Genomic DNA, 370 nt, shown 5'->3' with positions numbered 1-370 from the left:
TTTACATTTTTAATAGGTAGGCATGCTTTCGCTAAAGCTCAGGTTGTTTCTTTTCATCAATGCAAAAGAAATATGCCTCCACCGCTAACCTTCACCGATTTATAGGTATGAAGCTAAAAAATGAGATTGCTACGTAAACTCTCAAAGACGATTTGATGAACGTAACCAATCCTTACTCCTTGTTCTTTGCTCCAACCAACCACCAAAAGCTAGATTTCTCCTCCTTACAGCTTTCCGAATACTCGGAACAAGCAGTCGAAAAGACGCAACTATTAAAGCAACCACAAACGAAAAAACCAACCAACCAACCAACCAACCACCCCCAACCGTTCCAAAGCACACCCTATCGGCCTTCGAGATTTTGGCAGGA

Annotated in this window: 1 protein-coding gene; it reads left to right on the top strand. The window is 41.9% G+C overall.

All coding sequences use genetic code 11. The annotated features are described in order from the left end of the window. Positions 1-155: 155 nt before the first annotated feature. The coding region (locus B3I52_RS15410) for a hypothetical protein (RefSeq protein WP_293302966.1) at positions 156-370 on the top strand (215 nt) is incomplete at its 3' end.

Origin of the sequence: Pedobacter sp. UBA4863, from assembly GCF_002399615.1 — a bacterium.
In the GTDB taxonomy this organism is placed as follows: Bacteria; Bacteroidota; Bacteroidia; order Sphingobacteriales; family Sphingobacteriaceae; genus Pedobacter.
This window is presented reverse-complemented; position numbering and strand designations above follow the sequence as displayed.